Raw genomic sequence first — 21,152 nt, 5'->3', positions numbered from 1 at the left:
CGGGCCGTCGCGCTATGACCCCGACCACTGAAGTGGCGGGGGTAGTGTCGGTTTCGTGGAGTTTGCTACCAACGGAATGGAGAAAGCTATGCAGATCCAGATCAACACCGGAAGCGGCATCCACGGGGGCGAGGGCCTGATCGAGAAGGCCGAAGCCGAGATCACCGCGGTGCTCGAGCGGTTCAGCGACCACCTGACCAGGGTCGAGGCGCACCTGACCGACCAGAACGGCGCCAAGGGTGGGCCCGACGACAAGCAGTGTGTGCTCGAGGCGAGGCCGACGGGTCAGCAGCCGGTGGCGGTCACCCATCGTGCCGAGACCATCGAAGAGGCGATTCGTGGTGCGGCCGACAGCATGGCGCACCTGCTCGACAGCCGGTTCGGCAAACTGCATCACGCCAAGGGCGGCGCGTCGATCCGGCACATGGCATCGGAGTAGCGCTCCGGTAGCGCGGCCGCCAGTGCTGTTGCGCCGCAGCGAGATCAGGCGCCGGTCGTCGATCCGGGGCGCACGATCATCAGCACCGTGACGGCGACCCACAGGATGTTGAAGATGCCGGTGTCCATGCCGAGACGCCGGATCAGCGTCGGCGTCGTCCCGGTCAGGTCGGCCAGGATCTTCTGCTGGCCGGGCAGGATGAGCAGCACGAGCACCGCGGCGGCGGCTGCGGTCAGGCCGATCGAGACGATGAGCCAGGTATCGGTCAGCACGCCGAGGCTGAGCGCGGTGAGCGCGCCGAAGATGGGCACGAGGATCCCGAGGTAGGCGTACACCCGGCAGATCCGGTGCAGGGTACCGAGGATGGCGGGTTCATGATTGATCTCGACCTCGGTGCCGGCCAGCGCGCGTCGCGTCGTTGGCGCGAACATGCTCGCCGCGACGGTCACCGGACCGACGGCAAGGATCACGGCCAGCACGTGGACCGAGAGCAAGAACTTCGTCACAGCGGCAGGTTAACGATGATCATGCCGTCAGGGAAATAGGCGAAACAGCCATACACCGGTCGATTCTCGCCAGCTGCTATGACATGGCGATTCAGCGCTGGTCTGCACTACAGAGGTATTGGCTGGAATCCGGTTGGCCCCTACTCTTGAGCCATGCACGTGGTGGCCGTTCTCGCGCTGGACCGGGTGATTCCCTCTGATCTGACGACACCAGTCGACGTGTTCGGCTGTGCCAGGCTTCCGGATGGCCGGGAGGCCTATCGAGTGCGGGTCTGTGCGCCGACGCCGACCGTGGATGCGGGGGCGTTCACCGTGCGGGTGCCATGGGATCTGTCCGGGCTGGTCGGTGCGGACACCATCATCCTGCCCGGCCGCGCCGAGGCCGCCCTGCCGGTGCCCGACGAGGTGCTCGACGCGCTCAGGCAGGCGGCGGCCGCGGGCACCAGGATCGCGTCGATCTGCGTCGGCGCCTACGTGCTTGCCGAGACCGGCCTGCTCGACGGCAAGCGGGCGACCACGCACTGGTCGGCCGCCGCCGATTTCGCGGCCCGCTATCCCGCCGTCGACGTGGATCCGGACGTGCTCTACGTCGACAACGGCAGAGTGCTCACTTCGGCGGGTGCTGCCGCGGGAATCGACCTGTGCCTGTACATGATTCGTCGCGACCACGGGTCCGCGGTCGCGGCCGACGTGGCGCGGCGGTCCGTCGTTCCGCTGGAACGCGAAGGGGGACAAGCGCAATTCATCGTGCACGACCAGCCGCCGACCCCGCGCGGTTCGGTGCTCGAGCCGGTGATGCGGTGGATGCAGGACAATTCGGCGAAGGACCTGACCCTCGACGACATCGCCGCGGAGGCCAGGATGAGCACCCGCACACTCAATCGCCGTTTCCGCGAGCAGACCGGAACCACGCCGCTGCAGTGGCTGTTGCGCGCCAGGATTCGCCAGGCGCAATACCTGCTCGAATCCACCGGGCACCCGGTGGACCGGATCGCGGACCAGGTCGGCTTCGGCTCACCCACCGCCTTCCGCGACCGCTTCAAGCGCGTCGTCGGCACCAGCCCGCACAGCTACCGCACCGCCTTCCACGGTTCCAGGTCGAGCAGCGGATAAATGTCGCGTTAAAACGGAGACCTTTTCTCCGTTTCTCGATAGGATTCATCCGTCGAATTTCCCGATCCACCATCTAGGCGAGGGACTGGTCCACATGACCGAGAGTGACGCAACACCTCAGATCGACCCATCAACCATCGATTTCGAACAGGCCTATCAGAGCGGGACGCTGGTCGAAGGCCTCGTCATGGACCGGCTGCCGTGGGAGATCGGCAGACCGCAGCCGCTGCTCGTCGACATCGAACGCGCGGGCCGGATCACCGGCGACGTGCTCGATATCGGTTGCGGCCCAGGCGATACCGCGATCTACCTGGCCGGGCTCGGCTATCAGGTCACCGGCCTCGACTTCGCGCCGACGGCCATCGAGAAGGCGCGCGCCAGCGCCGCCGCCCAAGGCGTGACCGTGGCGTTCGCCGTCGCGGACGCGACCGCGCTGACCGGCTACGACCAGCGGTTCGACACCGTCGTCAGCAGCGCGCTCGCGCACTGTCTCGACGCCGAGCAGCGGGTCGCGCACGTCGCCGCGCTGCTGCGGGTGATGCGGCCCGGCGCCCGGCTGATCCAATTCTGTTTCAGCCAAAGCGAATTTGCCGAGGCGTATGCACCGTTCGCGATCGCTGAGGAGGAACTGCGCGCCACCTTCCGCGCCCCGGACTGGCGCCTCACCGAACTGCGCGCGGACAAGCTGACCGCGATCTCGCCGCCTGCGGCGGTCCGTGACTCCATGCTCCCCGAGGGCGCGGGTGCGCAGTTCGCGTTCGATGCCGACGGTGGGCTGTTGCTGCCGATCTGGGTAGTGGAGGCTGAGCGGGTCTGACCCGACACCGCGACCGATGAATTTCCGCGCGGCGCGCCGTCGGATCAGGCAACACACACATCACTGATCCAGGAGTTGGGCGATGCGAAAAATCACCGCAGGTCTGTTCATTTCGGTCGACGGCGTCATCGAAGACCCGCAGGACTGGCACTTCCCGTATTTCAACGACGAGATGGGTCAGGCGGTCGACGCACAGCTCGGGAGCGCAGGGACCCTGCTGCTCGGCCGCAAGACCTACGACAGTTTCGCGGGTGCATGGCCGGACCGCGAGGCGGCAGGCGGCGAGGACGCGCCCTTCGCCAAGCAGCTCGGTGATGCCCGCAAGGTCGTGGTCTCGAGCCAGGATCTGCAGTTCACCTGGCGCAACTCCGAGGTGATCAAGGGTGATCTCGTCAGTGCGGTCACCGCGCTGAAGAACGAGGAGGGCGGCGATATCGGCATGAGCGGCTCGGTGTCGGTCGTGCGCCAGCTGCTCGACGCCGGGCTGCTCGACGAATTGCACCTGCTGGTGCATCCGATCGTCGTCGGCAAGGGTGCACGACTGTTCGAGAGCAGCGAGGCGGCGATACCGCTGCGGCTGCTCTCGTCGCAGACCTTTGCCACCGGGGTGCTCAATCTCGTCTACGCCCGGGCCGAAGAGGTGCGCACCGCCACCTACGACGATGCGAAAGTTCATCTGCCCGAAGGTGATCAGTAGGCGCCGTGGCGCGCGTCGTCCTCGACGGTGCGCGCCCCGGTGGCGGCGAGCCGGTGCGCGAGCTGCTTGATGGCCTCGCTGGCGAGGACCGCCTGTCCGGACGCGGCGAAGTGCAGGCGGTCCGCGCTCAACAGATTCGGGCGATCGTGGATCGGGTGGTCCCACATGTCGATCACCATTGCGTCGTAGTCCCGTGCCAGCGCGCGGGTGAGGTCATTGGCGCGGCGCACCCGGTCGGTCCAATCCGGAAAGACCGGAACCACATAGGCTTTGCCGAGGGTGAAGGTCATCAGCTCGGCGCCGGTGGCGGCCGCCATGCGGTACATCTCGCGCTGATTGCGCTCGATCTCGTCGTAATCGGGGGTGCGGCGGACGATGTCGTTGGCGGGGCAGGGCAGGTACAGCAGGTCGGGGGCGAACTCGCGGAGCGGATCTGATTGGAGCCGAAGGGTTTCCGCGGTGGTGGCACCGATCTGACCGGTATTGAGATATGCGAGTGTGGGATTCACCCGGCGCAGCACGTCGGCGACGCGATCGGACCAGCCGAGCGTCGTGTAGCCGGGGCTCGGATCGCAGGTGCCCAGCGAGAGACTGTCGCCGATCACCGCGAACCGCTGCCATGGTGCGTCGTGCAGCAGTGCCGCGGCCGCCAGGGGCGGCAGGCAGAACGGATCGGTCTCTTCGGTGGTGGGGAGCGCCAAGGTCATGAGACCAACATACGTCCGTATGTATGTTTATCTCAAGTGGTTTGTCTGCCTGCGTTCAGGACGCCAGCGCTTTGGCGACAATGCCGCCGGTGATCGCCTTCGTCAGATAGTGGGTGGAATCGTGCGGGCTCGCGCCGTTGTCCAGTGGCTCCTCGGTGACCGGTGCGATGTCCGCGCCGGGGAACGGCGGAAAGAACGGCGCGAGGTCGAGATGAGCGGCGACCAGATCGTCACGGTCGACCAGGTTGTGCCAACTGGCAACGGCTTTCGGCACCGTAGTCGGCTGCGGCCGGAGCCGGTCGTAGATGACGGTGCGCAGGCCGAGCGGCGAGCCCATGGTCAGCAACGCCACCTCCTGCTCGGTCCGATGCAGCGCTTCATACGCGACAACCGAGCCGAGGGAGTGCGCGACAACGAGTTTGGTTTCCGGGCCGACCAGGGCGAGGACCTGCTGTTGCGCGTACTCGCGCACGGCCTCGTCGGTGAAGTAGCGGGTGACCTGAGACAACGCGCGCACCACGAACTTCTCGGCGAGCCCGATCCCGAACGGCGCGAACCAGCGCAGCCGGACCAGCGCGTTGAGTGCCGGGCGCAGTGCGGCTTTGGGGCCCTGCGGGCGATCATCCGGCGACGGTTCGGCGACCAATCGCTGGGCGGTGAGCAGATCGCGCTGGTCGCCTGCGTGTTCGGCCGCCGTCGCCAGCCAGACCTCGGCCAGCCGCTCCATGAACTCGAGCTGCTCGTCGGTGAGCTCGCCCACCGCGGCGCCCTGCGCGCCCTCGGCAAGGAACTGATTGCCGTAGAACGCCATCCTGGTCGCGATGTCGCCGGGTAATCCGTTGCGCCACAGGCGATCGGCGAGTTCCAGGTCGCCGTGGTTGCGCACCCCGCCTGCGAGCCCTGGCAGCCATTGCGCCTCCAGCGTGTCGGCGGCGGCCTGTTCCTGTGCGATGCCGTGTACGAGGACGATTGTCGCCAATGTCCCCACCCCCTTTCAGTGTTTCAACGCCACTTGATGGAGCAGCCCATGCTCGGGCGCTGTGGATCCGGTACCGGTCTTCCGTCGAGCACGGATTCGATCGCGGCACGTAACTCGTTGCCGGTCACTGGCTTTCCGTTGCCAGGCGTGGATTCGTCGAACGCGCCGCGATAGGCGAGCGCGAGGTTCGCGTCGTAGAGGAAGAAGTCGGGGGTGCACACGGCGCGGAAGGCGCGGGCGACGTCCTGCGACTCGTCGATGAGATAGGGAAACGTCCAGCCCGCGCGAATGGCCTGGTCGCGGAGGCGAACCGGGGCGTCGTCGGGGTGGTTGGCGGCGTCGTTGGTGCAGATCGCCACCGTCGGCATGGGGAGTGCGTCGACGACCTCACCGAGTGCCGACTCGAGATGTCTGACGTAAGGGCAGTGGTTCGAGGTGAAAACAACCAACAGGCCTGGCCCGTTCTCGAAATCGGTGCGGGCGTACCGGCGTTGATCGAGGTCCAGCAGCGAGAAATCCGGTGCCGGCGTGCCGAGGGGAACCATGAGGGAGGTGAGCGCCATGACGGACGGTGCCTTCCGTCGGGATCGAAGACGAGACGAGCGTAGCCCCGCTGCCTCGGTCTCGCCGGACTTCCGTGGAGGTCACCGCCGTTCGCGCGACGCGGTTACCTCGCCAAATCGGACGGATCGGTATTCGCGCCGCACACGATGACGCAGACCCGCTCGCCGGGTTCGGGTCGGAAGACGGGTTGCCGCTCGCCGCCGCCCAGTGCGGCGAGCGCGGTCGCGGCGCCGTATTCGACGGCGAGGCGACGGTCGTCCCACAGGGCGCGGCGGCTCGCGACGATGTCCGCGTCGTCGACGAGCACGGAGGTGACGTCGTAGGTCTGCGCGGCGGTCAACGCCAATGCGGTGGCCCGGCGGGCGCCCAGTGAGTCGGCGGCGATCGAATCGACGTCGACATCGACCAGCTGTCCCGCCGCGAGCGCCGCGTTGAGTGCGCGGCAGTTCCGCGGCTCGACCGCGATCGTGCGGACGCCGTAATGGTCTGCGGCGGTGGCGATTCCGGCGAAGAGCCCGCCGCCGCCGACCGCGACCACCACGGTGTCGAGGTCGGGCAGCCGCTCGTGTATCTCCGTCATCAGCGTGCCCGCGCCCGCGGCGATCAGTGGGTTGTCGTAGGCGTGGGAGAGCAAAGCGCCGGTGTCTGCCGCGAATTCCCGACTGGCCGCGAGCGCGTCGGCGTACTGCGTGCCGACCAGCCTGACGTCGGCGCCGTAGGAGGCGAGCCGGTCGACCTTCACCTTCGGTGCGGTCGTCGGCAGGAACACCGTGGCGGTGACGCCCTGTCCGCGAGCCGCCCATGCGCAGGCCAAACCGGCGTTGCCGCCAGAGGCGATGGTCACGCCCGCGGCGGGCAGCGTGCCGTTATCCCGGTGCGCCAGCAGGAAATTCAGCGCACCCCGCACCTTGAAGGAGCCGGTGTGCTGCAGCATTTCCAGCGCGAACCAGAGCTGCCCCGCGCCCTCGTCGGCCGGTGCGAGCGCGACCGGCCGGACCAGCCCCGCGACCCGCTCGACGGCTGCCTTGATGTCGCTGTGCGACAGTTCCACGGGCGTTCCTCAGTACTCTCGGCGATGCGGCGCGAACTCGAGCGTGAGCAGTGCCGCGGCCGCGACGATGACCTCGCGCCAGCGGATCAGCACATACCGCTGGTCCGACAGCGCGTGGAACTTGCGCAGAAAACGATACAGCGACTCCAGCCGGATCAGCGGATCACCAAGGTGCACAAGCCGATAGATCAGCTTCGCGGTGCGCGACTTCTCCTTCTCGGCGAACAGCTCGGGAAAAGGCGCGAAGGCCAACGAGATCCGGTTGATGTCGTGCTCGCGCGCGTACTCGACCAGGTCGATGATCATCCGCTCGTCCAGGCCGTTGGGGGCGTCCTTGCGCCGCCACGGCACGTCGAGGCTGAGCTCGCGTCCGCGCCCGGAGATGCCGTAACGCTGGAAGCCGGACAGGGTTCCGTCCTCGTCCTTCGCCATGACCACCAGCATGTTCGGGTTCCGCCCGTCGAGCAGGTGATCGAGGATCATCGAGAAGCCGCGCGTCTGCCTGCCCCTGCCCCATTCGTCGACGATGGCGAGCAGGCCTTCGCGCTGCGCGTCGGTCAGCGCGGACTCGTCGACGATCTCGGTGCTCACCCCGAAATTGCGGGTGCGACTGACGGCTTGGCGCAGATTGCGGTAGTGCCTGCCGACCATGGCGAAATCGTCGACCTCGATCACCACGTCGCGTCCGATCGGAACCGCGTGCAGCCCACGGTGTTCCAGCGCCCGGCGGCGCCACAGATCGGCCAGGTGCGGGCTCGCGCCGAGCACCGCGATGCGCCAGCCCTGATTGATGGCGAATTCGGAGAACTCGGTGAGCAGCGCGGGGAACGCCACCCGGTCGCCGATCGGGTCGCCCGCCACCACGGCGATGCCGAAGCGGGTGCGGTAGCCGATCGCTGCGGTCGAATTCTCGTTGAAGAAATAGGTTTTCGAGGAGTGCAGGGCGAACGGCGCCAGCGGGTCCCGTTCGGTCCGGCCGACCAGCTCGGCGACGCGATATAGCTGTTCGGGCTGCGGCCTGCTCGACTGCGGCAGCACCAGCAGGAAGCCGCTGGAGGCGAGCAGCACGAACCCGTAGCCGGGATGTTCGGCGCGATAGGCGAGATGAGCGATTGCCAGCACCAGCACCGCGACCGCGACGTGCGGCAAGGTGATCGGCCTGCGCAGGTGCAACCCGCGAGCCACGAACACGCCGGCCAGCGCGACGCCGACGAACCACGCGTGGTTCACCCCTTCGTGCGCCGAATGATTGGCCGAGTACACCAGCGCCATGCTGACCACGAGGGCGGCGCCGATGAAGACGGGCCTGGTGAACGAGGTCGTGGTGAATGCGGCCTGTCGATACCCGGTCAGCGCCGAGTAGCGCGGCACGGCCGCGGCCGCGCTGGGTTGTTGGTCAGCCACGCCTGATCTCCGCCCCGTTGTCGCGTTCCTCCATCCACACCAGCTTCGCCATGTGGTCCTCCCGATGATCGCTTACCGACAACACTATGCGGAACCAGCGGTTCTGGAAGCAACGGGGTTTCCAAACCGGCCGGTTGGTCGCACGACGGCACAATCCGGCCGCACGGCTGGAGTCGGTACCGACTCCAGCCGAAACATCCGATGATGGGGGCTTTATTCCGCGTCGAAGCGGCGATGCAGCAGACCGAGGAGATCCCGCAGGTGCCGGTGGTACGCCTCCTCGCTGTACGCCGGGGTGTCCCGCATCGTGAAACCATGTGCCGCGCCCGGGTAGACCACCGACGTATAGCGCACGCCCGCTGCGTCGAGTGCCTTCTCGAGGCCGGCGATCTGATCGGCGGGCATCGACGAATCCTGGTCCGCGTGCGCGATGAACAGTTGCGCGGTGATGCCCGCCGCATCGTGATGCGGGCTGTCCGGCCGGTCGTCGGCCGCGAGGAAGCCGCCGTGGAAGCTCGCTGTGGCGCCGATCCGATCGCCGAGCGTCGCGGCGGTGCGCAGCGCGAGCCTGCCACCCATGCAGTAGCCCGCCGCGGCCAGCGGGCCGGGCGTCACCGCGTCGTCGGCGGCCAGCCAGTCGAGATAGCCCCGCGCGTCCTGCATCGCCTTGTCCGGCGTGAGCACTGCCCGCAGCGGGGCGAGTGCCTCGAAGAATGTGTTGTGCGCGTCGGGGATGTCGAAGTCGGGCATCGGGAGCACCGGGGCACGGCCGGAACGGTAGAAGATGTTGGGCGACAGCACGGCGAAGCCGTCCGCGGCAATGGTCTCCACCATCTCCCGCAGCCACGGTCGCAGCCCGAACGCATCCGGATAGAGCAGTAGTCCTGGATGCTTTGCGCCGTCGTCCGGATGCGCGAAGTATGCGTCGGCCGTGCCATCGGCCAGCGCGATATCGACGGTCCGGAACACGACAGGTGCAGTCATCTGCAGGCCCTCCACAAGAATGGTGACAAACGAACGAGCCAAGATTACTCCGGCAAAATACCGAATAAATTAGGTGTTTTCGGGCGTGTGTAGTCTGCATTCGTCTCCGAAGTTGTCATGCTCTATCTCCGTAGCAATCGCTTGAAGTATCGGCGCGACGAGAGGTTGACCTGTGAAACGGATCTGGCTGGTGGTTCCCGCGTTGGTCGTTGTCGCGCTAGCGGGCTGCTCCGCGGGCAAGTCGGCGAACAACGCCACGTCGAGCGGTGCGGCCTCGTCGAGTTCGGACGCCGCGACCACGCCGGATCCTGACACGGACACCGCAGCGGGCGATGGTGTGCGAATCGCGCTCGGCGAGACCAAGAAAGTCCCGATACCCGCCGACGCGGTGATGGATATCCGGGCGCCCGCGGACTGGGGGCAGGCCGCAAACGGGTTGCGCTGCACGGTGGTAGACAGTTCCGGCCGGAACGAAGATCTCCGGTCCTCGGACGTGAAGAAGACCGAATCGGTGAATGGCAAGGACTGGATGACGGTCTGGACATTTTCGTCCGCCCCGATCGGCGATGTGACCGTCGGTTGTAAAGATCCCGATTCGAAAATCGCGGCCGCCCACCCGAGCCCGGTTATCCGGGTCGTGCCGCGCGGCGTTTTCCCGGTCCCTGCCGCGCGCTGACCTGCATATCCGAACGCACGTTTTCGGAAGCGCCGCGCCGATCGTGTCTGTGAGGGTGAGGTCATGACCGAAGACATGGCACCGGGCGGCACCCCGGAAGAAGCGGCGGAGCTTGCCGCGCTGAGCGCAGGCATCGGCGCCGATCTGCGGCATCGTTTCACCGAGATCGACGGCCTGCGCATCCATTACGTCGAGGCGGGCAGCGGCGACCCGCTGATCCTGCTGCACGGCTGGCCGCAGCACTGGTGGGAGTGGCGGCACGTGATCGGCCCACTGGCAACGCACTATCGGGTGATCTGCCCGGACATTCGCGGAATGGGCTGGTCCGAGGGGTCGGTGGGCGGCTACCGCTTCGAACGGTTGGCGCGTGACCTGCTCGACCTCATGGATCAGCTGGGTGTGCGGCGGGCCAGGCTGGTCGGACGGGATTGGGGGCTGGTCGTCGGCTACCGCGCGTGCCTCAACTGGCCGGAGCGGTTCACCCAGCTCGTCGCGATGGCCGGGGTGCATCCATGGACGGTGGCCGGGGGCGCTTTGCCGGTCTACACCCGGCCGTGGCACGTGTATGTGCTTGCCGCACTTGGCCGCTCGCGACGGGTGCAGGCGCGGCTCGTCGCACGGGCATTCACCGCCTGGCGCCATCGCGGGCGTTACACGATCGACGAGACCGAGGTGTATCTGCGTCGCATGCGGACCACCGGCGCCCACCAGGCCACCCGCGGCTTCAACCGCAACCTGATGGCGCATGAGGTCCCGCACTTCGCGCTGCGCCATCGGCTGCTTCGGTTGCGCGTGCCGACGCTGCATTTGAACGGTGATCGAGATCCCCTGTCGGCTGGAGTGCCGCAGAGTTATCGCGACTATGCCGACGACATGCGCCTCGAGTCGATCGTCGACTGTGGTCATTTCATTCCCGAGGAGCAGCCCGCTGTGCTCGTCGATCGATTGCTGCGGTTCTTCGATGCCGGGACCGAGCGGACTCCGGCCTTGTCGGAACCTGAGGTCGTGTCCGCCGGTTGACATGTCGTTGCCCGGTTTTGCTTCGGACAGTGTCGGCGGGTGGCGGTAGCGTCGAGAGCGTGGACGATGCCTGGGATGGTCAGGGGTATCGGGAGCGGCCGTCGCGGTTCGGCCGCGCGGTGGTGTGGACGCGGACGGTGACCGCACTGGACGCGGGGATGCCGGTGCTGCCGGACGGGTGCATCGACCTGTTGTGGGTAGGCGGGCGGTTGGTGATCGCCGGGCCGGACAGCACGGCGCACCATCCGGAGGCTGCGGTGGGGACGCGATACGTCGGGATGCGGTTCTTTCCGGGGACGGCGCCCGCGTTGCTCGGGGTGCCCGCGCACGAGTTGCGCGATCAGCGGGTCGAACTCGCGGACGTGTGGTCGGCGGCGGTGGCGCGGCGGCTGGCGGACGAACTCGGCGACGCCGATGATCCCGTGGCCGGATTGGAGCGGCTCGCGCTGCGGCGCGCCCGCGAGGTGGCGCCGCCGGACCCGCTGCTGCGCCGAGTGGTCGCGGCGTTGGACAACGGCTGGACGGTCGGTGCGACGGCCGAGGCCGTCGGCCTGAATGCCAGAATGCTGCATCGGCGTTCGCTGGCGGCGTTCGGATACGGACCCAAGACGCTGGCGCGGGTGTTGCGGCTGCAACGCGCGGTCGCGCGGGTGCGGGACGGGATGTCGTTCGCGGAGACCGCGGCCTCGACCGGGTACGCGGACCAGGCCCACCTGGCGCGGGAGGTGCGTGACCTCACCGGAATGTCGTTGAGGGAGGTACTGACTCGATCGAGTGACGCGGTGTCCGAGGACGCTCAGTGTGCGGTCGGCAGTGCGGCGTACAGGTCGACGCTGTTGCCGTCCGGATCGAGGATCACGGCGTAGCGCTGGCCCCAGAAGGCATCCCACGGTTTGAGCTCGCCCGCGTAGCCTGCACCGACCATCTCGGCGTAGACCGCATCGACCTCGGCGGGATCCGCGCAGCGGAAGGCCAGGCCGACCCGGCCCGCACTGCTCGGCGGTTCCCACCCGGTGTGGAAGGACTTGATGGTGGCCTCGGTGTCGAGCGTCACCCGCAGTCCGTTGGCGAGCGCCGCATCGACGTGCGGCGCCTGCTCGGACCCTTCGGGAAAGTCGAGGCCGAGGCGGCGGTAGAAGGCGATCGAGGCGCTCATATCGCGGACCACGATGCCGATTACGTCGAGTTGTGGAGTCATGTCCCGACGGTAACCAGCCGCCGCGGGCGCGGTCTTGAACAAATCGGACCGCGCCGCGCTTCGACCGGCGGTCAGCGGGCGAGGGCAGGGACGAGTTCGGCGATCAGGTTCTCGACCAGGATCCGGATCCGGTCGCGGACCGGGCGCAGCACCTCGATGGTCTGCCCGGACGGATCGGGCAGCACCCAGTCGCGGTAGCTGATGCCGGGGAAGAACGGGCACGCGTCGCCACAGCCCATGGTCACCACCACGTCGGAGAGCCCGACCGCGTCCATGGTGAGCGGCTTGGGGACGTTGCCGGAGATGTCGATGTCGAGCTCGGCCATCGCGGCGACGGCGACGGGGTCGAGGGCGGCGGCAGGCTCGGTGCCCGCCGTTCTGACCTCGATCCGATCGCCGGCCAGCGTGCTGAGAAACCCGGCGGCCATCTGCGACCTGCCTGCGTTGTGCACGCAGATGAACAGCACGCTGGGCTTGTGGGGCATAGATGCGCCTTTCGGTGAGCAGAGCGGAGCGGAAGATGCGCAGCCAGATGAGGCTCATCCGGCGTGTTGGGACCGAAACGCTGTCGAAGCGTACGGGATACGTATACCAGCGTGGCGCGGATCGTTACGGGGGACTTGTGGTCGTCCGCACAGACGTCCGCCACGGTGCCCGTTGTGCACCGGCCGATGGCTCGAAGTTGTTGCCGCGCAGCGGTTTGCGAAGGTTGCCCCGCCGTGCCTGATTCCGAACTGGACGGTTCGTGTTCCGGCGGCGAAAGTCACTGCCACACAACGCATACAGCGCCGCGGCCGATCTCGGCCGCGGCGCGGACAGTAGCCGCTCAGATCGGGCGGAAGTCGATCAGCTTGCGCAACCGCAGCCGATCCCGTTCGAGGCGACGCGCCTCGAACGCGATGGGGAAGTAGCGCACCCGTTCGGGCAGCAGCGCAACGGTGCGCGCCAGCAGCCAGCCGAGCGCACGCAACTTGCGTTCGTCGGATTCGGTCCAGGTCAGTCCCAGCTTCGCGCGCGCGACGTCGGGGGTCGTGCCCACCGTCACGAAGTACTGCATCCGCCCGACCGGGGCGACGGCCGCGCGCCACAGCGGCGCGAGTGCCCTGGGCAACTGCTTCGGCGGTGCGACGGACCGGATCACCCGGAGGTAGTCGCGCGCGGTATCGGTGGCCACCAGATGATTCGCCACGGTGTCGGCGAAGAACGTCTCGAATTCGGCGTAGCTCGCCGGAATCTCCTTGGGCGCCACCGCGAAGTTGCGCATCAACTGCACCATCTCCTGGAAGACCGCTTCCTTCTCGGCGTCCGTGAGCGGGCTGCGGGAGAAGTACTTCGAGTTCTCGGTGAACGCGAACGTCCCGGTGTGCAGCACCCAGGCCCATGGGCCGGAGGCCAGCGCCTTGTGCTTGGTGCCGTGCGCGTCGGTGGTGTTGAGCGAGGCGTGCATGGCCCGCAGCCGATCCGCTTCGGCCAGCGCGTCCTCGCCGCCGTAGATCCACATCATCACCGACGCGATGCTGCGCACGGCCCGGCCCATCGGGTCGGTGCGGAAGGTGGAGTGCTCGTCGACGACCGCGGCGATGCTCGGCTCCATGGTCTGCAGCAGGAACGCCGATCCGGCGGTCAACGAGAAGGTGATCAGGCCGGTCTCGTCCCACAGGCGGCTGCCCGGTGCGAACGGTCGGCGCTGGGGCAGCGATCGCGTGCTGGTCGGCTCGAGTGCGGCGGACGCGGTCATCGTGATCTCCTTTGATCAACACTGCTAAATCGATGAGATGATTAGAGTAACATTCTCTCATCGTCTTTGTCGGGCGAACCGTGCGCTACAGGCGCGCTGATCGTGCGCGTCCTAAATTGGTGTCATGACGAGCGAGTGGCGCCGCCGCGACGGCCGCATCGGAGTGCTCACCGGCGCAGGCATCTCCACCGACTCCGGTATTCCCGATTTCCGCGGCCCACGCGGCGTGTGGACGAAAGACCCGATCGCCGAGCTGCTTTCGACCTACGACAACTACCTCGCCGATCCTGAGCTGCGGGAACGCTCCTGGCTGGCCCGGCGGGACAACCCCGCATGGCAGGCGCGACCCAATGCCGCGCACGCGGCGCTGGTCGAGCTGGAACGGGCCGGGCGCGCGGTCACGATCATCACCCAGAACATCGACCGACTGCACCAGCAGGCCGGATCCGCGGCCGATCGGGTGATCGAGATCCACGGCAACATGTTCGAGGTGGTCTGCGTCGAATGCGACTACCAGACCACGATGGCGGCCACGCTCGACCGCGTCGCGGCGGGCGAGGCGGACCCGCCATGCCCCAGCTGCGGTGGCGTGCTCAAATCCGCGACCATCATGTTCGGCCAGCAGATGGACCGGCGCACCACGGTCGCGGCCGCGCTTGCCGCGCAGACCAGCGACATCTTCCTGGCGATCGGCAGCTCACTGCAGGTCGAGCCTGCGGCGTCGATGTGCGCCATTGCCGTCGACGCGGGCGCCGACCTGATCATCGTCAATGCCGAACCGACACCGTATGACTCGATGGCCACCGAAATCGTCCGCGAACCCATCGGCACGGCCGTGCCGCGCCTGGTCGCCGAGATCCTCGGCTAGCGATCACACGCTGCCGAGCACCCGGTTGAGATAGGCGTTGCTGAACCGGCCCTTGGGGTCGAAGCGCTGCCTGACCTCGGCGAAGCGATCCCAGTCCGGGTAGCGCTCCCGCAGGGTGTCCGCGGTCTGGAAGTGGCGCTTGCCCCAGTGCGGGCGGCCGTTGAAGGTGTCGAACACCGCCTCGCAGGCGCGGAAATACGGCTCGTACGGCATGCCGCGGTACTGGTGCACCGCGATGTAGCAGGTGTCGCGGCCGCTTGCGGGGGAGAGGAACGCGTCGTCGGGCGCGACCCACCGCACCTCGATCGGCATCGGCGTATCGAACTTCGTGGAGAGGGCTTTGATCGCGCGGATCGCCTCGGCGGAATGCTCGCGCGGGATCGCGTACTCCATCTCGGTGAAGCGCAGCAGCCGCGGCGACGCGAAAACCCGGTAGGACCGGTCGACTTGGCGGCGGTAGCTGCCCGCGTAGGCGGCGCCGCGATGGATCCACGGCACCAGCCGCGGCTGCCAGCGGCCCAGTTTGCACAGCGCGTCGAAGGTGTAGTTCGACATCAGGATGTCGGCGAACCAGTCGACCGCCTTGCCGCGCGGCTGTTCGGGCAGGTCAACAGTGTTGTTGCGCTTGGTCATCGCCAGCGGGCTGTGCGCGAACATGTAGAACTCGAAGTGCTGGTTGTTGTCGATGTAGGTGTCCAGCTCGTCGAGGACGTCCTCGACCGGGACCGGCCGCTCGACGCCCTCGAGCACGAACGACGGCACCAGCTGCAGCGTCGCCGCGGTGACGACGCCGAGCGCGCCGACGCTGACCCGCGCCGCGCGCCAGCCATCGGGGTCGGTCTCGGCGTTGAGTTCCACCCGGCTGCCGTCGGCGAGCATCAGTTCGATCGAATGCAGTGCGGCGGAAAGGTTTTGCAGGGTGGCGCCGGTGCCGTGGGTGCCGGTGGCGGTGGCGCCCGCCACGGTCTGCACGTCGATGTCGCCCAGGTTGGGGAAGGTGAGGCCGTGCCCGTGCAGCGCGTTGCTCACGGCGTTGAGGGTGCTGCCCGCCTCGACCCGGACCAGGCCGGTGGCTGTGTCGACGTCGAGGACGCGGTTGAGGTTGGCCAGGTCGACCAGCACGCCGTCGGTGAGCACGGCGTCGGTGAAGGAATGCCCGGCGCCCGCGACGCGGACCGTCTGACCCGCATCACCCGCCTGGGCGAGGATTTCCGCGAGCTCATCGGACGTGTGGGGCGTCGCGATGGCTGCCGGAGCGCACCGTTGATCGCCAGCCCAGTTCACCCACGAGTTGGTCATGTGACCAACTGTAGGGGATAGCCCTGTGATAAGGGCTTCTATAACGCAGTTGTTACCTTCGGCGTCCTCCGCAGGCGCCTTTCGCCCGCTCTACCTCGTCGTCGGTGAGTGGCGGCACCAGCAGCGGCTGGCGTGGCGTGCCGTCCGCGCGCACGCCGTTGAGGACGATCGCCATGTATCGCTGCCAGACGTCCGGATTGACCGGCTTGGCGAAGTCGGCGAGGCCGTCGACCATGTGGATCAGCGCGAAGACGTCATGCGGCACGATGCCGGGGGCGAGCGCTCCGGCGTCGCGGGCGCGATCGACGATGGCCGTGACTCTGGGCTTGATCCGGTCGCGCACGGCGACGAAGCGGTCGATGTTGCCGTCCTCCAGTTCGAGCATCACCTCGCTGAAGCCACGATTCACGGCCATATGCCTGCAGGCATATTCGACGAATTCCACGAATCCGAACCACGGATCGGCGTTCTGCAGTGCCGCTTCGGTCGCCTCGGCAAAATCATCGATGTTCTGTTCGAAGACCTCGCTGATCAGCTCTTTTTTGTTGGCGAAGCGGCGATAGACCGTGCCGACGCCGACGCCTGCGCGTTCGGCGACGTCATCGAGAGTGATCTCGAGTCCGTGCTCGGCGAAGAGTTCGCGCGCGGCGGCGATGATCCGCTGCTGATTTCGCGCGGCATCGGCACGCAGGCGGCGGGGCGGAGAGACGGCCGTGGCGTGATTCACACTGTCATCCTACCTTGTATCGGGATTAACCGGAGGCGTTATCTCCGTTATGGTGGTAGCTTTTCTTGGTAACCGGAGGCGCGAACTCCGCATCAAGACTCGAGACAAAGGGGACACATGACTACCACGTTCGACCGTGGGGCACCCGCCCCCGCGAAACCGGATCAGGGCCGCCGCGGCTCGCATGCTCTGCGCTGGTGGGTGCTCGCCGTACTCGGCGTGGCACAGCTCATGGTCGTGCTCGATGCGACCGTCGTGAACATCGCCCTGCCCGCTGCGCAGCGCGACCTCGGCTTCACCGACGGCGACCGTCAGTGGGTGGTCACCGGCTACGCGCTCGCGTTCGGCAGCCTGCTGCTGCTCGGCGGACGGCTCAGCGACCTCTTCGGCCGGCGCAACACCTTCATCATCGGGCTGATCGGTTTCGCGGGCGCCTCCGCGGTCGGTGGTGCGGCAACCAGCTTCGAGATGCTGGTCGCGGCCCGTGTCGGACAGGGAGTGTTCGGCGCGCTGCTTGCGCCCGCCGCGCTGTCGCTGCTCACCGTGACCTTCACCGAGCCGTCCGAACGGGCCAAGGCCTTCGGCATCTTCGGTGCGGTCGCCGGTGCAGGCGGTGCGATCGGCCTGCTGCTCGGCGGCATGCTCACCGAGTGGGCGAACTGGCGCTGGGTGATGTTCGTCAACCTGGCCTTCGCCGCCGTCGCGCTGGTCGGCGCCGTGCTGCTGCTCGCCAAGCATGTGACCAACGAGCGACCGAGGCTGGACATCCCAGGCACCGTCGTGGTGACCGCGGCGCTGTTCGGCATCGTGTACGGCTTCTCGCACGCCGAGTCGACCAGCTGGACCAACCCGGTCACGTTGGCCTTCCTCATCGGTGGCGCGGTGCTGCTCGCGGTGTTCGTGGTGATCGAGACCCGGGTCTCGCATCCGCTGCTTCCGTTGCGGATCGTGCTGGACCGCACCAGGGGTGGTTCGTTCCTCACGGTGTTCATCATGGGCATCGGCATGTTCGCGATCTTCCTGTTCCTGACCTACTACATGCAGCTGAGCATGGGCTACTCGCCGATCAAGACCGGCCTGGCGTTCCTGCCGATGGTCGCGGCGATGGTGGTGTCCTCCACCACGGTTCCGTCGCTCGTGCTGCCTAAGGTCGGCCCGAAGATCGTGATGTCCGTCGGATTCCTGGTCGCAGCAGGCGGTATGGCGTGGCTGACTCAAATCGGTCTCGACACCGGTTACGTCACGCACGTGCTGCCCGCGCTGATCCTGCTCGGCCTCGGGCTCGGTGGCGCCATGTCGACCGCGTTCCAGGGTGCGACCGCAGGCGTGCACCACGAGGACGCGGGTGTGGCCTCGGCGATGATCAACACCAGCCAGCAGGTGGGTGGCTCGATCGGCACGGCGCTGCTGAGCACCATCGCGGCCTCGGCGGCGACCGACTACCTGGCGAGCCGGGCGCAGGACCCGCTGACCGTGGCGCAGTCCGCGATCGAGAGCTACACCACCAGCTTCTGGTGGGCCACCGCGATTTTCGTGGTCGGCGCGGTGATCACCGCGGTGCTGATGCCGAACACGGTGCCTGCGCCGTCGGAAGGCGAACCGGTCATCGTGCACTGAGTTCCGCCGGAAATACACAGCGCCCGCGTTCAAAGACGAACGCGGGCGCTGTGCTGTGTGTGGTCGAGCAGTGAACTCTCTAGCAGTTACTCGGTGCGGGCAGACCCGCGAAGCGATCGGCGAGATAGCCGAACGCGGCGGGCGCGCCCGCGATGATCGCGGTGCCATGATCGGCGCCCGGGACCATATTGAGCAGCACCGGAGTGCCTGCGGCACAGTACCTCCCGGTGACCTCTCGCACCAACTGTGGTGACACCTGGTCGGATCCGCCGTGCCATTCGAAGATCGGGATGCGCGGCACACCGGGGAAGGTCTCGAGGCTGTTCTCGTGCAGCACCCGGATCACCACGGGGTCGGCGTCCATGGCGCCGTAGAACACGTCGGTGAAGCTCTTGTTCGCGCCCGCGTCGATGATCTGCTGGGTGCAGGCGTTGGCGATCTGGTCGCGCAGGGCGAAACCGGCCGGGTTGAGGATGCGATCCATCTGGAGTTCGTTCGGGTACTCCCGTTCCAGGCCCATGGCCGCCGCGAAGCCGAGGCCGAACAGCGGGCTGCGCTGCAATCCGACATCCTGGGCCAGCTTGCCGATGTTCATCGGCACACCGCCCTGCGCCGCGCCGACGAGCGGCAGTTCCGGCGCGTACTCGGGGGCGAGCGCCGCGGCGAAACCGGTCGCCATGCCGCCGCCGGAGTAGCCTGCCATGCCCACCGGGCTGCCCGCGAGATCGGCTGGGCCGAAGCGCTTTACGGCACGGATGCCGTCGAGGGTCAGCCTGCCGCCGAGCTTCGCGGCGCCGTACGCGCTGACCGGTCCGAGATGGTCGGGCACGGCGACCGCCCAGCCGCGGGCGAGCAGCAGGTTCAGCGCGGGCGCTTCCTGCATGCTGCCATCGAAGATGCTGTGCGAGGGCGCGCAGCGCGTGCCGAGGGAGTTGACGAAGGGCTGGTAGGAGACCAGCGGACGGTTCATGCCGCCGCCGGGCGGCAGCAGCAGCGTGGTCACCGCACCGATCGGGGCGCCCGCCGAATTGCTCGACCGGTACAGCAGCTGCCACGCGGTGGCGCCGGGGAATCCGGCCGCGGGCACCGTCCTGCTGCGCATCACGTCGCCCGGCTGGTAGTTCCCGACATCCGGCGGCGCCCAGTAGAAGCCGTCGCCGTCGGCGATCGGATAGATGGGCGCCGCCACCGCGGGCGCCAGGTGGCCGAGTCCGGCCGCGGCCGCCGCGAGCGCGACCACCGAGAGTCGCCGCAGGGTCCTTCCGACGGTTAGCTGTCGTCTGCCAGGCGTTTGCTGACGCCCCGGGCGGCACGGATCAGCCGTCTCCGGGTGCGCTGTCGAGTGTGCTCGTCGTGCCGCCATCATTGCTCCGACCTGAGTAAGTGGGGGATGGAGACAACTTCGGCCAAACCTTCAGGGCATTCGTACGCGGAACTGCACGATATGTCAACGAACAACGCTGTTCGTTATTGTAGCGCGCCCGGGTCCTGCTGAACGGACCGTCCGGTACAACCGATAGCATTACGCAGGTGGCGTTCGGGTCGAGAGGTCAGCACGTGGGCCGTGCCCCATTGGTCGAACCGACAGTGCTCCTGGTGATCTCGCTCGGCGGCGGGCTCGGCGCGCTGGCCCGCTACGGCTTCGGCCAGTGCTGGCCGGTGCGGCAGGGGCAGGTGCCCTGGTCGACGCTGGCGGTCAATGTCATGGGATGCTTTGCCATTGGGATCCTGATGGTTCTGGTCACCGAAGTGTGGGTAGCCCACAGACTGCTACGCCCCTTTCTCGGAATCGGTGTGCTCGGCGGCTTCACCACTTTCTCCACCTACGCCCTCGAGGTTCGTAGACTTCTCGAATCGGGTGCCATCGCCAAGGCACTCGGCTATCTCGGGGGATCGGTGGTGGCATCGCTGGGGGCTGTCGCGCTCGCCATGGGCATGACACGGTGGACAGTTGGACTTGCTCGGCGGCAACGGCAACGGCACGACGGAAGGGGGTAGGGATAGTGAGCGAACGAACCGACCACGCGAGCGAAGCGGGACGGTGGCAGCCGGCTGCGCGGCTGACGGTGCTGCTCGACGAGGACGACAAATGGCGGCACTCACCCCTGTACCACGAGATCGTGCGCCGGGCCCGGGACACCGGGCTGGCCGGGGCCAGCGTGTGGCGCGGCATCGAAGGCTACGGCGCGTCCTCGCGCATCCACACCACCCGCATCCTCGACATGGCCGATCATCTGCCGCTGGTGCTGATGCTCGTCGACGAACCCGAGCGGCTGCGCTCCTTCGTCGAACAGAACGCCGAGCTGTTCACCACCATCAACGTCGCGCTCTCGCCACTCGAGCTGTGGCAGGGAGCCGCCCGATGACCGTTCTGCTCGTCCTGCTCGGCGGGATGCTCGGCGCGCCCGCCCGATACCTCGTAGATCGTGTCGTATCAGCACGTTTCGATTCCGTGCTGCCGCTCGGCACGCTGACCGTTAACATTGTCGGTTCGGCGTTGCTCGGTGGATTGATCGGCGCTGGTGCGGGCAACTGGCTGCTGGCCGCGGCCGGTACGGGTTTCTGCGGCGCGCTGACCACGTTCAGCACGTTCGGTTACGAGACGATCCGGCTGGTGGCGGACGGCGCCTACGCCTACGCCGTCGGCAACATCGTGATCAGTGTCGCGGTCAGCCTGACCGCGGTCTTCGCCGCCGCGTCGACAACGCAGTGGTTGTCGACATGATCCTGATGACGAGCAGGGCGCCG

General features: G+C 67.5%; 25 protein-coding genes. 12 read left to right on the top strand and 13 right to left on the bottom strand.

Annotated elements, in window-relative coordinates; genetic code table 11:
* Positions 1-88: 88 nt before the first annotated feature.
* Positions 89-439, top strand: a complete 351-nt coding sequence (locus ACGFNJ_RS07210; RefSeq protein ID WP_393444421.1) for an HPF/RaiA family ribosome-associated protein — start codon at positions 89-91, stop codon at positions 437-439.
* 44 nt (positions 440-483) lie between these two features.
* Here the strand turns inward: ACGFNJ_RS07210 and ACGFNJ_RS07205 are convergent, their stop codons facing one another.
* A complete protein-coding gene (locus ACGFNJ_RS07205; protein WP_393444419.1) occupies positions 484-945 on the bottom strand; it encodes a hypothetical protein in 462 nt (153 codons plus the stop codon).
* Positions 946-1,098: 153 nt separating this feature from the next.
* Here ACGFNJ_RS07205 and ACGFNJ_RS07200 point away from each other — a divergent pair, with 153 nt between their 5' ends.
* From ACGFNJ_RS07200 to ACGFNJ_RS07190, 3 genes are all read left to right on the top strand, one after another.
* Positions 1,099-2,058: a GlxA family transcriptional regulator gene (locus tag ACGFNJ_RS07200; protein ID WP_393444416.1), complete on the top strand. Its 960-nt coding sequence runs from the start codon at positions 1,099-1,101 to the stop codon at positions 2,056-2,058.
* A gap of 94 nt (positions 2,059-2,152) precedes the next feature.
* Positions 2,153-2,875: a class I SAM-dependent methyltransferase gene (locus ACGFNJ_RS07195; RefSeq protein ID WP_393444414.1), complete on the top strand. Its 723-nt coding sequence runs from the start codon at positions 2,153-2,155 to the stop codon at positions 2,873-2,875.
* Between the two features lie 82 nt (positions 2,876-2,957).
* Positions 2,958-3,572, top strand: a complete 615-nt coding sequence (locus tag ACGFNJ_RS07190; protein WP_393444412.1) for a dihydrofolate reductase family protein — start codon at positions 2,958-2,960, stop codon at positions 3,570-3,572.
* Here ACGFNJ_RS07190 and ACGFNJ_RS07185 read toward each other — a convergent pair.
* From ACGFNJ_RS07185 to ACGFNJ_RS07160, 6 genes are all read right to left on the bottom strand, one after another.
* A complete protein-coding gene (locus ACGFNJ_RS07185) occupies positions 3,566-4,279 on the bottom strand; it encodes an SGNH/GDSL hydrolase family protein (protein WP_393444410.1) in 714 nt (237 codons plus the stop codon). The genes ACGFNJ_RS07190 and ACGFNJ_RS07185 overlap by 7 nt on opposite strands.
* A 55-nt stretch (positions 4,280-4,334) precedes the next feature.
* The gene (locus ACGFNJ_RS07180; protein ID WP_393444408.1) at positions 4,335-5,267 is read right to left on the bottom strand and encodes a hypothetical protein; all 933 of its coding nucleotides are present in this window, start codon (positions 5,265-5,267) and stop codon (positions 4,335-4,337) included.
* Positions 5,268-5,281: 14 nt separating this feature from the next.
* Positions 5,282-5,821, bottom strand: coding sequence for a thioredoxin family protein (locus ACGFNJ_RS07175; protein ID WP_393444406.1), 540 nt, complete (start codon positions 5,819-5,821; stop codon positions 5,282-5,284).
* A gap of 104 nt (positions 5,822-5,925) precedes the next feature.
* A complete protein-coding gene (locus ACGFNJ_RS07170; protein ID WP_393444403.1) occupies positions 5,926-6,873 on the bottom strand; it encodes a threonine/serine dehydratase in 948 nt (315 codons plus the stop codon).
* 9 nt (positions 6,874-6,882) lie between these two features.
* Positions 6,883-8,277 carry a bifunctional lysylphosphatidylglycerol flippase/synthetase MprF gene (locus ACGFNJ_RS07165; RefSeq protein WP_393444401.1) on the bottom strand — a complete coding sequence of 465 codons (1,395 nt, stop codon included), beginning with the start codon at positions 8,275-8,277 and terminating at the stop codon, positions 6,883-6,885.
* Positions 8,278-8,490: 213 nt separating this feature from the next.
* A complete protein-coding gene (locus ACGFNJ_RS07160; protein ID WP_393444399.1) occupies positions 8,491-9,261 on the bottom strand; it encodes a dienelactone hydrolase family protein in 771 nt (256 codons plus the stop codon).
* Between the two features lie 172 nt (positions 9,262-9,433).
* On the opposite strand from ACGFNJ_RS07160, the gene ACGFNJ_RS07155 reads away from it, so the two are divergent.
* From ACGFNJ_RS07155 to ACGFNJ_RS07145, 3 genes are all read left to right on the top strand, one after another.
* Entirely contained in the window at positions 9,434-9,937 is a 504-nt protein-coding gene (locus ACGFNJ_RS07155) for a hypothetical protein (RefSeq protein ID WP_393444397.1), read from the top strand.
* 63 nt (positions 9,938-10,000) lie between these two features.
* Positions 10,001-10,957, top strand: coding sequence for an alpha/beta fold hydrolase (locus ACGFNJ_RS07150; RefSeq protein WP_393444396.1), 957 nt, complete (start codon positions 10,001-10,003; stop codon positions 10,955-10,957).
* Between the two features lie 59 nt (positions 10,958-11,016).
* Entirely contained in the window at positions 11,017-11,823 is an 807-nt protein-coding gene (locus ACGFNJ_RS07145; protein ID WP_393444394.1) for a helix-turn-helix domain-containing protein, read from the top strand.
* Here the strand turns inward: ACGFNJ_RS07145 and ACGFNJ_RS07140 are convergent.
* From ACGFNJ_RS07140 to ACGFNJ_RS07130, 3 genes are all read right to left on the bottom strand, one after another.
* Entirely contained in the window at positions 11,754-12,155 is a 402-nt protein-coding gene (locus ACGFNJ_RS07140; protein ID WP_393444391.1) for a VOC family protein, read from the bottom strand. The genes ACGFNJ_RS07145 and ACGFNJ_RS07140 overlap by 70 nt on opposite strands.
* A gap of 71 nt (positions 12,156-12,226) precedes the next feature.
* Positions 12,227-12,640: an arsenate reductase ArsC gene (locus ACGFNJ_RS07135; protein ID WP_393444389.1), complete on the bottom strand. Its 414-nt coding sequence runs from the start codon at positions 12,638-12,640 to the stop codon at positions 12,227-12,229.
* Between the two features lie 341 nt (positions 12,641-12,981).
* Positions 12,982-13,893 carry an oxygenase MpaB family protein gene (locus tag ACGFNJ_RS07130; protein WP_393444387.1) on the bottom strand — a complete coding sequence of 304 codons (912 nt, stop codon included), beginning with the start codon at positions 13,891-13,893 and terminating at the stop codon, positions 12,982-12,984.
* A gap of 124 nt (positions 13,894-14,017) precedes the next feature.
* Here ACGFNJ_RS07130 and ACGFNJ_RS07125 point away from each other — a divergent pair, with 124 nt between their 5' ends.
* The gene (locus tag ACGFNJ_RS07125; protein WP_393444384.1) at positions 14,018-14,761 is read left to right on the top strand and encodes an NAD-dependent deacetylase; all 744 of its coding nucleotides are present in this window, start codon (positions 14,018-14,020) and stop codon (positions 14,759-14,761) included.
* 3 nt (positions 14,762-14,764) lie between these two features.
* Here the strand turns inward: ACGFNJ_RS07125 and ACGFNJ_RS07120 are convergent, their stop codons facing one another.
* Positions 14,765-16,060 (bottom strand): D-arabinono-1,4-lactone oxidase, encoded by a 1,296-nt coding sequence (locus ACGFNJ_RS07120; protein ID WP_393444382.1) that lies wholly within the window; start codon positions 16,058-16,060, stop codon positions 14,765-14,767.
* Between the two features lie 52 nt (positions 16,061-16,112).
* Positions 16,113-16,787: a TetR/AcrR family transcriptional regulator gene (locus ACGFNJ_RS07115; RefSeq protein WP_393444380.1), complete on the bottom strand. Its 675-nt coding sequence runs from the start codon at positions 16,785-16,787 to the stop codon at positions 16,113-16,115.
* 117 nt (positions 16,788-16,904) lie between these two features.
* Between ACGFNJ_RS07115 and ACGFNJ_RS07110 the strand changes: the two genes are divergently transcribed.
* Positions 16,905-18,404, top strand: a complete 1,500-nt coding sequence (locus ACGFNJ_RS07110) for an MFS transporter (RefSeq protein WP_393444378.1) — start codon at positions 16,905-16,907, stop codon at positions 18,402-18,404.
* Between the two features lie 79 nt (positions 18,405-18,483).
* On the opposite strand, the gene ACGFNJ_RS07105 is transcribed toward ACGFNJ_RS07110, so the two are convergent.
* Positions 18,484-19,659, bottom strand: a complete 1,176-nt coding sequence (locus ACGFNJ_RS07105; protein ID WP_393445879.1) for a lipase family protein — start codon at positions 19,657-19,659, stop codon at positions 18,484-18,486.
* Between the two features lie 341 nt (positions 19,660-20,000).
* On the opposite strand from ACGFNJ_RS07105, the gene crcB (ACGFNJ_RS07100) reads away from it, so the two are divergent.
* Genes crcB (ACGFNJ_RS07100) through crcB (ACGFNJ_RS07090) form a run of 3 tightly spaced genes read left to right on the top strand, consistent with a single transcriptional unit; the run spans position 20,001 to position 21,129 of the window.
* The gene (crcB, locus tag ACGFNJ_RS07100; protein WP_393444376.1) at positions 20,001-20,402 is read left to right on the top strand and encodes a fluoride efflux transporter CrcB; all 402 of its coding nucleotides are present in this window, start codon (positions 20,001-20,003) and stop codon (positions 20,400-20,402) included.
* Between the two features lie 5 nt (positions 20,403-20,407).
* Positions 20,408-20,770, top strand: coding sequence for a DUF190 domain-containing protein (locus ACGFNJ_RS07095; RefSeq protein ID WP_393444374.1), 363 nt, complete (start codon positions 20,408-20,410; stop codon positions 20,768-20,770).
* Positions 20,767-21,129 (top strand): fluoride efflux transporter CrcB, encoded by a 363-nt coding sequence (crcB, locus tag ACGFNJ_RS07090; RefSeq protein ID WP_393444372.1) that lies wholly within the window; start codon positions 20,767-20,769, stop codon positions 21,127-21,129. Before ACGFNJ_RS07095 ends, crcB (ACGFNJ_RS07090) begins: the two co-directional genes overlap by 4 nt.
* The last annotated feature ends 23 nt before the right edge of the window (positions 21,130-21,152 follow it).

Origin of the sequence: Nocardia sp. NPDC049149 (assembly GCF_043197455.1) — a bacterium.
Classification (GTDB): Bacteria; Actinomycetota; Actinomycetes; order Mycobacteriales; family Mycobacteriaceae; genus Nocardia.
This window is presented reverse-complemented; position numbering and strand designations above follow the sequence as displayed.

Excerpts from the sequence above, each read along its gene's own strand:
- ACGFNJ_RS07150 (WP_393444396.1), top strand. The coding sequence starts at position 10,001 with ATGACCGAAGACATGGCACCGGGCGGCACCCCGGAAGAAGCGGCGGAG.
- ACGFNJ_RS07195 (WP_393444414.1), top strand. The coding sequence starts at position 2,153 with ATGACCGAGAGTGACGCAACACCTCAGATCGACCCATCAACCATCGAT.
- ACGFNJ_RS07140 (WP_393444391.1), bottom strand. The coding sequence starts at position 12,155 with ATGACTCCACAACTCGACGTAATCGGCATCGTGGTCCGCGATATGAGC.
- crcB (WP_393444372.1), top strand. The coding sequence starts at position 20,767 with ATGACCGTTCTGCTCGTCCTGCTCGGCGGGATGCTCGGCGCGCCCGCC.
- ACGFNJ_RS07160 (WP_393444399.1), bottom strand. The coding sequence starts at position 9,261 with ATGACTGCACCTGTCGTGTTCCGGACCGTCGATATCGCGCTGGCCGAT.
- ACGFNJ_RS07130 (WP_393444387.1), bottom strand. The coding sequence starts at position 13,893 with ATGACCGCGTCCGCCGCACTCGAGCCGACCAGCACGCGATCGCTGCCC.
- ACGFNJ_RS07175 (WP_393444406.1), bottom strand. The coding sequence starts at position 5,821 with ATGGCGCTCACCTCCCTCATGGTTCCCCTCGGCACGCCGGCACCGGAT.
- ACGFNJ_RS07185 (WP_393444410.1), bottom strand. The coding sequence starts at position 4,279 with ATGACCTTGGCGCTCCCCACCACCGAAGAGACCGATCCGTTCTGCCTG.
- ACGFNJ_RS07135 (WP_393444389.1), bottom strand. The coding sequence starts at position 12,640 with ATGCCCCACAAGCCCAGCGTGCTGTTCATCTGCGTGCACAACGCAGGC.
- ACGFNJ_RS07110 (WP_393444378.1), top strand. The coding sequence starts at position 16,905 with ATGACTACCACGTTCGACCGTGGGGCACCCGCCCCCGCGAAACCGGAT.
- ACGFNJ_RS07210 (WP_393444421.1), top strand. The coding sequence starts at position 89 with ATGCAGATCCAGATCAACACCGGAAGCGGCATCCACGGGGGCGAGGGC.
- ACGFNJ_RS07120 (WP_393444382.1), bottom strand. The coding sequence starts at position 16,060 with ATGACCAACTCGTGGGTGAACTGGGCTGGCGATCAACGGTGCGCTCCG.
- ACGFNJ_RS07200 (WP_393444416.1), top strand. The coding sequence starts at position 1,099 with ATGCACGTGGTGGCCGTTCTCGCGCTGGACCGGGTGATTCCCTCTGAT.
- ACGFNJ_RS07190 (WP_393444412.1), top strand. The coding sequence starts at position 2,958 with ATGCGAAAAATCACCGCAGGTCTGTTCATTTCGGTCGACGGCGTCATC.
- ACGFNJ_RS07125 (WP_393444384.1), top strand. The coding sequence starts at position 14,018 with ATGACGAGCGAGTGGCGCCGCCGCGACGGCCGCATCGGAGTGCTCACC.